Source organism: Flavobacterium sp. UBA4854 (genome assembly GCF_002399805.1).
In the GTDB taxonomy this organism is placed as follows: Bacteria; Bacteroidota; Bacteroidia; order Flavobacteriales; family Flavobacteriaceae; genus Flavobacterium; species Flavobacterium ginsengisoli.
The window spans coordinates 1-8,202 of sequence record NZ_DHEI01000048.1; the positions used below are offsets into that span (position 1 = coordinate 1).

The 8,202-nt window shown below is 33.1% G+C and carries 7 protein-coding genes; 2 read left to right on the forward strand and 5 right to left on the reverse strand.

From position 1 onward, the window contains the following. Window positions 1-119 precede the first annotated feature (119 nt). Window positions 120-911 carry a DNA/RNA non-specific endonuclease gene (locus B3J44_RS06615; protein ID WP_286967090.1) on the forward strand — a complete coding sequence of 264 codons (792 nt, stop codon included), beginning with the start codon at window positions 120-122 and terminating at the stop codon, window positions 909-911. A gap of 59 nt (window positions 912-970) precedes the next feature. Then, window positions 971-1,981, forward strand: a complete 1,011-nt coding sequence (glsA, locus tag B3J44_RS06620) for a glutaminase A (RefSeq protein WP_286967092.1) — start codon at window positions 971-973, stop codon at window positions 1,979-1,981. Between the two features lie 67 nt (window positions 1,982-2,048). Here the strand turns inward: glsA and rpe are convergent, their stop codons facing one another. The 5 genes from rpe to B3J44_RS06645 form a co-directional block, all read right to left on the reverse strand. Then, a complete protein-coding gene (gene rpe / locus B3J44_RS06625) occupies window positions 2,049-2,711 on the reverse strand; it encodes a ribulose-phosphate 3-epimerase (protein WP_286967105.1) in 663 nt (220 codons plus the stop codon). Window positions 2,712-3,092: 381 nt separating this feature from the next. Further along, window positions 3,093-3,956, reverse strand: a complete 864-nt coding sequence (locus B3J44_RS06630; protein WP_007804760.1) for a sigma-70 family RNA polymerase sigma factor — start codon at window positions 3,954-3,956, stop codon at window positions 3,093-3,095. Between the two features lie 163 nt (window positions 3,957-4,119). Beyond that, the gene (locus tag B3J44_RS06635) at window positions 4,120-5,850 is read right to left on the reverse strand and encodes a hypothetical protein (protein ID WP_286967134.1); all 1,731 of its coding nucleotides are present in this window, start codon (window positions 5,848-5,850) and stop codon (window positions 4,120-4,122) included. After that, window positions 5,838-7,013 (reverse strand): DUF4249 domain-containing protein, encoded by a 1,176-nt coding sequence (locus B3J44_RS06640; protein ID WP_286967136.1) that lies wholly within the window; start codon window positions 7,011-7,013, stop codon window positions 5,838-5,840. Before B3J44_RS06640 ends, B3J44_RS06635 begins: the two co-directional genes overlap by 13 nt. Window positions 7,014-7,069: 56 nt before the next feature. Beyond that, window positions 7,070-8,202, reverse strand: a 1,133-nt coding sequence (locus tag B3J44_RS06645; protein WP_286967138.1) for a DUF4249 domain-containing protein, incomplete at its 5' end; no start/stop codon positions are given.

Here is an 8,202-nt window from a genome sequence, read left to right on the forward strand (position 1 = left end):
AAGGACAAACTAGTGAAGTCTTAAGTTCGAGAAGAATTTAATTTGTTAAAAAACGCTCTGTAAATTTTGAATTTATGGAGCGTTTTTTTTGTACGTTTATCGCCTAATATTTTTTATTTATGAAAAAGTTGCTTTATGTGTTTTTAATCAGTCTTGTGCTGTTGTCTTGCAAGAAGGAGAATGTAGAGAAAGAAAATATAAGGGAAGAAAACGAAAGTAATGATGTGATTTCTTTTAAAGGAAATTCTACGAGCAATGATTCTTATACCGTAGCTTATTTGCCAACTTCGACAACAAAACAGATTGTAAAACACCAATATTACACACTTTCTTATAATGAAAAGTTTGAACAGGCAGAATGGGTGGCTTATGAATTAAAAAAGGAATATTTAAAAAATAACGATTATAAAAGACCTTATTTTATTGAAGATCCAAAAGTAACTACGGGTTCTGCAGATTGGAGAAACTATAAAAATTCTGGTTATGATAAAGGACATCTTTGCCCCGCTGGAGACATGGAGTTTAGTAAAGATGCTTATAATGATACTTTTTATACTTCGAATATTTCACCTCAGAAGAAAGAATTTAATGCCGGAATTTGGAATAGGATAGAGCAAAAAACGCGCTATTGGGCAGGAAAATATAATGATATTTATGTTGTAACTGGCGGAATTCTGAAGGATTCGGATAAAAAAATAGGAACAGAGAAAGTTGCTGTTCCTAAATATTTTTATAAAATTGTTTTAACTAAATCTGGAACAGAGCATAAGGCAATTGCTTTCTTAGTGCCAAACGGAAAAAGTGATAAATCAATTTACGATTTTGTTGTTCCAATCGAAACTTTAGAAAAAATGACTGGAATTGATTTTTTTCCAAATTTAAAAAACTTAAAAAGTGGTAAGGATTTTTAATTAAATACTGTTGACCTATAAATTAATCTAGAATAGAAATAAGAATGCCTTTTTTTAAAATGAACAAGCAATTGATTTTTGCTGGTTTAATGATTGCTTTTGTCATAAACCACGGCTATAGCCAAACAATACTGAATAAACAAAATATACAAAATGCCCTTAACGACGCCTTTAATAAATTTAAAGATTTAAAAGAAGGAAAAAATGCTGATTATATTAAAGAACTAGCCAATGTTGATCCCAATATTTTTGGCATTGCGCTTGTTACTGCAGAGGGAGCCATATATACAAAAGGCGATATAACGTCAATGGTTTCAATCCAAAGCATCTCGAAAGTTTTTACGATGGCAAAAGTGATTGAGCAAGAAGGATCACAGTTTTTGGAAGACAAAATAGGCGTAAATGCCACAGGATTACCATTTAATTCTATAGTTGCGATAGAAATGCATAAAGGTGATAAAATTAATCCTCTTGTAAATCCTGGAGCTATTGCAACTACCAGCCTTATTCGAGGTAATGATTCTATAGCAAAATGGAAAGAAATCCAGAAAATTCAGAGTGACTTTGCTGGAAGACAGCTTTCTCTAAATCGTCCTGTTTATATAAGTGAAGCTGGGGATAATTTACGAAATCAAGCTATTGCACATTTGTTATTGGCTTATGACAGAATATATTTTGATCCAGTACAAGCAACAGATCTTTATACGAAACAATGTGCATTGAATGTAAATGTAAAGGATCTTGCTACAATGGCGGCCACATTGGCAAATGGAGGCGTTAATCCTGTTACAAAGAATAAGGTGGTTAGTCAGACAACTGTAATGTATACTTTACCTGTAATGGCAACTGCAGGTCTTTATGATAATTCTGGAATTTGGCTGTTTAATTCGGGACTTCCGGCAAAGAGTGGAGTTGGAGGAGGAATATTGGCTGTATGTCCTGGAAAATTTGGAATTGCTGTTATTTCGCCACCATTAGATAGCTCTGGAAATAGCTTGAAAGCTCAGAAAGTTATCCAATATGTTGTAGAAAAACTTAAAGCAAATCCTTATTGGATTGAACCTAAGTAGGTTTTAGTAATAAAAAAGAAGAGTCCGAAAAATAATTTTCAGACTCTTCTTTTTTATTTTTGAAAATTTAAAAAGCAGTAAGACTTTTTAAATCTGCTATGGTTTCTGTTGGGTTTTCAGCTTTAAAAACAAAGCTTCCGGCCACTAAAACATCTGCTCCAGCTTCGACTAATTGTTTTGCGTTTTTGCTGGTTACACCGCCGTCAATTTCGATTAATGTTGAAGCGTTTTTACGAGTAATAAGTGCTTTTAGCTTCTTTACTTTGTCGTAAGTGTTTTCGATAAATGATTGTCCTCCAAATCCAGGATTTACACTCATAATGCAAACTACGTCGATGTCATTAATAACGTCTTCTAATAAGTCAACATTGGTGTGTGGATTCATGGCAACACCAGTCTTCATTCCTTCTGCTTTAATTGCTTGCAGTGTTCTGTGTAAGTGTGTGCAAGCTTCATAATGTACAGTAAGTCCATTTGCTCCTAAATCGGCAAAAGTTTTTATGTAACGATCTGGATCAATAATCATTAAATGTACATCAATATACTTTTTTGCATGTTTTGAAATTGCTTCTAAAACGGGCATTCCGAAAGAGATATTCGGAACAAAAACTCCATCCATAATATCGATATGAAACCAATCAGCCTGACTGTTATTAATCATTTCTGCATCACGCTGTAAATTTCCAAAATCGGCAGCAAGAACTGAAGGAGCAATAAGTGTATTTTTCATTGTGTGTTGTTTTATTGCAAAGATAAAGTTTTTATACTGTTGATTATAATTTAACCGCAAAGCACGCTAAGAATTACGCAAAGTGCACTAAGTTTTTTGCCGCAGATTAAGGGGATTAAAATGATTTTATAATCTGTGTTAATCCTTTAATCTGTGGCTGTTTCTTTTTTTCTTTGTGAACTTTGCGTAATTCTTAGCGTGCTTTGCGGTAAAAAAAACTTTAAAAATAAAAAACTCCGGTAATCAGCCGGAGTTTCAATCATCAATCAAAAAACGAACAGTCAATCAAACTGTTGTTTGCGGTAAAATTCCAATTTTAAAATAACCAAATTCCAAGCCAATTGTAATCTGGGATTTAAAAACATTGAAATTTATATTGTTTTATCCTAAATAAGTTTTAAGGATTTTACTTCTAGAAGTGTGTTTCAATCTACGGATTGCTTTTTCTTTAATCTGACGAACACGTTCACGAGTTAGGTCGAAAGTTTCACCAATTTCTTCAAGAGTCATTGGGTGCTGATCGCCAAGACCAAAATACAAACGCACAACATCTGCCTCTCTTGGAGTTAATGTTTCTAAAGAACGTTCGATTTCAGTACGAAGAGATTCGTGAATTAATTCTCTATCTGGATTTGGAGATTCGCCAGAACGTAATACGTCATAAAGGTTAGAATCTTCTCCTTCAACAAGAGGAGCATCCATAGATAGGTGACGTCCAGAGTTTTTCATAGACTCTTTTACGTCGTTAACAGTCATGTCAAGTTCTTTTGCAATTTCCTCAGCAGAAGGCGGACGCTCGTTAGATTGCTCTAATAAAGCATACATTTTGTTGATTTTATTGATAGAACCAATTTTATTTAATGGTAAACGTACAATACGAGATTGCTCAGCTAAAGCTTGAAGAATCGATTGACGAATCCACCATACAGCGTAAGAAATGAATTTGAAACCACGAGTCTCATCAAAACGTTGAGCCGCTTTAATTAAACCTAAGTTTCCTTCATTAATTAAGTCAGGAAGAGTTAATCCTTGATTTTGATATTGTTTAGCCACAGATACTACGAAACGTAGGTTGGCTTTTGTTAGTTTTTCTAAAGCTCTTTGATCACCAGCCTTTATTCTTTGTGCTAATTCTACCTCTTCATCAGCGGTAATTAGGTCAACTTTTCCAATTTCTTGTAGATATTTATCTAACGATGCAGTTTCACGATTAGTTACCTGCTTGGTGATTTTAAGTTGTCTCATGTTGTTGTCTCCCTATTTTTAAAGTGTACAAATGGTTATACGTAATGAGTATCAAAAAAGTTACAATATAATAAAAATATTTTTAAAATATTTTGAAAAAAATAAAAACCTGCCTTTAATGGGCAGGTTTTGTGAGTGTTATGTTTTTTAGAAAAACTAAATTTTAATTTACAGCAGTATTTTGAACTTCAATGTTTTCTGTAACAGACACTGGAATTCCGTTTTTAGTAAAACCTTCCAATCTAATTTCAAAAGTTCCAGATAAGTCTGAAGTATAAAATGAAGTATCGGCATCACTGTTTAGTTGAGCATTAGGATTCCAAAGCAATTGATTTCTAAAATCTGGAATTCTATCATTATCAGAACCGCTTTCATATTTTACTTTGTTGTAAATCTTTTTAGGCTGCGGTCTCAAAACAGTTGGTTTTGCTATAAAACTTCCTGTTTGAGTATTTTTAAAATCTTTATTGAAAGTTGTAAAACTAATTAATCCGTTAAAAGATCTTGGCCCAATGTAATATCTTCCTATAATAAGCTCGACTTTGTAGACATTTTTCATGCTGTATAGCGCCAAGTCGTTTACATTTTCTAAATATTCTCCATCTACAAGAACAAGTGCAGATTCAGGAAGCTGCGGGAAAACATTCGGGTCGGTTACGTGCAAATAAAGATTATTGTCTTTCTGTTTAGAGTAAATTTCAACAACAACCTCAGTAATTGTTTCCTTTAGAGTTTTGAAACGAGTATAGTCATCTAAAACATATTCTTTTGCAAGCGGATAGTAGAATGCATCTGTTGTTGGAGCCTTTTCTATATTGTCTACTTTTTTGTAGAAATATGCGTTTTCAACTTGGCTAGCAACAGATCTTTCTAGCAAACTTTCTTTGAATGTATAAGATAGACTCGTGTTTTTTTCGAATGATAATTTAGAGTAATCTATTTCTGGACTATTGTTTACAACAAGGTTATAACCGCTTGCTTTTTCGTCTATGATCTGCAAAATGATATTTGATGTGTAATATGTTTGTCCAACATTGAAAATAAAGTTACCGTACATGTCGGTTTTTACAACTTTGAAAGCAAAAGATTTTCCAGGAATAGACAAACCAACAGAAATATTTGCAATCTTATCGGTACCATTTTTTGCTGAAATTGTTCCTGCGATAATCTCTCCTCTAAGTTCTGGCAACACTAATTTTTGATCTTGTTTTTGTGTATCCAACGCAATCGGATAAGATGGATTAGAAGCAAAACCTACCGCAGAAATTTTGTCTGAAGAAGGAATGTTGTCTAATTTTCTAACAGAAAGCGAATAATTTCCATTTTTGAAATCGGAATTAGAAGATTGAATTTTTAAATCAACCAATTCTCGATTTGTAAACGATTTTTTATTCAAATTAAGAGTTATGTTGTCGTTTTTTAAATTTTCTGAAGCATTTACTTTCGTACTGCTAGTTAAAACTTTTTCGGCATTAGTCTTCTCATCTGTTTTATACGGATTGATGATGTTGATGTCTAGTTGGAACAATTCGGAGATTGGTTTGTTTAGCATCCAATTGGTATATCCAACTAATTTGTAATTACCTGTTTTTACAGTTGTCGGAATAAAGTAATCTCCTTGCCCAACTCCATTTTCGAGTGCGATTTTAGTTTTAAAAACAGATTTGTGGTTGTTGTCAACAATTTCTACGTAAGCTATTTTGCTTATGTTGCTAGGTGTTTTATCAGACGATTTTAGGCAGTAAACTTTGTACAATAAAGTTTCTCCTGTAACAAATGATGTAGCATTAGAATGAACGTATACCGTTTCATCTAAAGTAATTGTTTGCTGTGCTCCGCTAAATTGTGTATTAATTAATACAAGCAATAAAAATAAATGTTTTAGTCTATCCAAAATGAAGGTTTTATGTTTGATGAAAATGATGTGCAATCTCCGCAGGCGACGTCTACAAGAGTATAGTTTGAACCAGCGCCACTAACGTATGTCATAAGGTTTTTATTTATATTATAAATCATAGTTTCTCCCTCGCAGTCTTCTGTGCCAAAGCAGAATTTAAAAGGAACGTCGTCGCAGCTGTTAAAATAAGGTATTGGACTTGTAGGGAAAAAATCGGTATAATTGAAGAATATTCTAGACTCAGAATAAGAAGAAACGTCAAAAAAGCCTATAACTTTTGTAGCCGAATCGTTTATACATCTTATATTTCCAGCAATAATACCAGGTTGTTTTGGGTTTAAAATACTTGAAGAACTTGACATGTCTTTTATTGTTTTATGAAAAGTATATGCTTCTAAACTTTCAATATATTGTTTTACCAATATGCTGTATCGATGTCCAATTATGTAATCATTTTTATCGATAAATCGAATAGGTAAGTTTACACGGTCTTCTGTCAGGTCATTAGTATTAACTAAAATTATATCTGTTGATTTTTTGGTTGAGTAACAAGTTTTAGTAGCAGGATCGTTATTAATCAAATCTACTGTTTGTAGAGAAGTGCTAATGATTTTGTAAACATTCCATTTTGGTGCGACAATTTTGAAAGTTTCCTCATATTCATATCTGTAATAATTTGAAGATTTTGTTGGATCGTAATTGTTAACATTAATCTGAACTCCAGTTACATTGTCCTTATTTACCGCAAGAGAAGGAGCAATACTTTGAATTGGATTTACCTTTGTCAAAGTTTGCGGGTTTGACTGGTAAATCTTTCCATCTTTAGTAGTGACTTCTAATGTGTATTTAGCATCTGGAAGAGCTTGAAAAGCTACCTGAGATTTATATACTCCTGAACTTTCTACAAATAGATATTCGTTTCCTTGGTCGTCTCTAACAACGACTTTAGCGCCACTTTCTACGGCAACTTCTGTATCTTCAAATTTTGAAGTTTTAGTGATTTTAATTTCTTGGTTTTTAAGTTCGTTTGTTAATGTTGCTTCAATTACTATTATTTCTTCATAAGTGTTAGTTAAAAGCGGATATGTTTCTGTACAGCCACTGAAAAGGACTGCAAGAAATGCTAAAAGGATTGTATTTTTTATTAAATGAAATTTCATGGCTTAAATCTATTCTTTTTAATCTGATTCTGGTTTTTATTGTAAAAAAGGCATTTTTAATTATCTACCCAAAATGGAGGTTTAATGCTCGATGCAATTGTTGTACAGTCTCCACATGGAGAATCTACCCAAAAGGTAAAACCTGTTCCTGTTCCCGAATAATAGGTTATTTTTCCTAATGATAAATCAGTAGCATAATGTCCCCAGTGTGTGCAAGGATCAGGAACTAAAGCCTCGACTGCTGAGTAACAAAACTCTTTGCATTCTTCGACATAAGGTGGAGGAAATTTACCTGGAAATAGGTCTTCCCAATTAAAATAAATTCGTTCTGTCGATACAGAGCAAACATCAAAATATCCGGATATTTTACTGTCATTATTAATGCCTCGTAAATTTCCCAATAAAAAGCCTGGCTGAGTAGGAGAAACAATAGTACCTCCAGATGCAGCACTTTTTTTTAATGTATTGTAATAATTGTATGCTGCTTGATTTTCTATATATTGTCTAACCAAAATGCTGTATCGGTGTGTGATAATGTAATCTTGGTCGTTAATAAATCGAATTAAATAGTCTACACGGTCTTCTTTTAGATTGTTTGTACTTTGCAGCATTAATTCTATATTTTTTCCAGAACCATAGCAAGTTTTGGTGCTGGGTGAATTTGGAAGGAAAACAGGAGTTTGCGTACTTGCAATCCAATCAATTTTTGTAGGTCTCCATTTTGGCGCAATAACTTTGTAGGTTTCCTCGTATTCATATCTGTAATAAGTTGATGAGTCGGTAGGATCAAAGCTGTTTACGTGAATAGCAACGCCATTTACACCATCTTTTTCTTCAACCGTAGCCACTACACTTTGTATAGGGTTTATGGTGGTTAGAGTTTCTGGCGATGACTCAAAAGATCTGCCGTCTTTAGTGCTAATATGCAACTGGTATTTAGTATTTGGAACTGCCTGAAATTCCGTATCAGAAATATATTTATCTGAATCTTCACTAAAATTATATTGATTGCCAGCATCATCAGTAATGAAAACTCTTGCTCCGCTTTCAGACAGGTAGTTTTCGTCTTCAAATTTTGCAGATTTGGTAAGTTTTATTTCTTGCTTTTTAAGTTCGTTGGTTATATTGGCTTCTACAATAATTACTTCTTCGAATCTGTTTGTTACTAACGGATATGCCTCTGTACAAC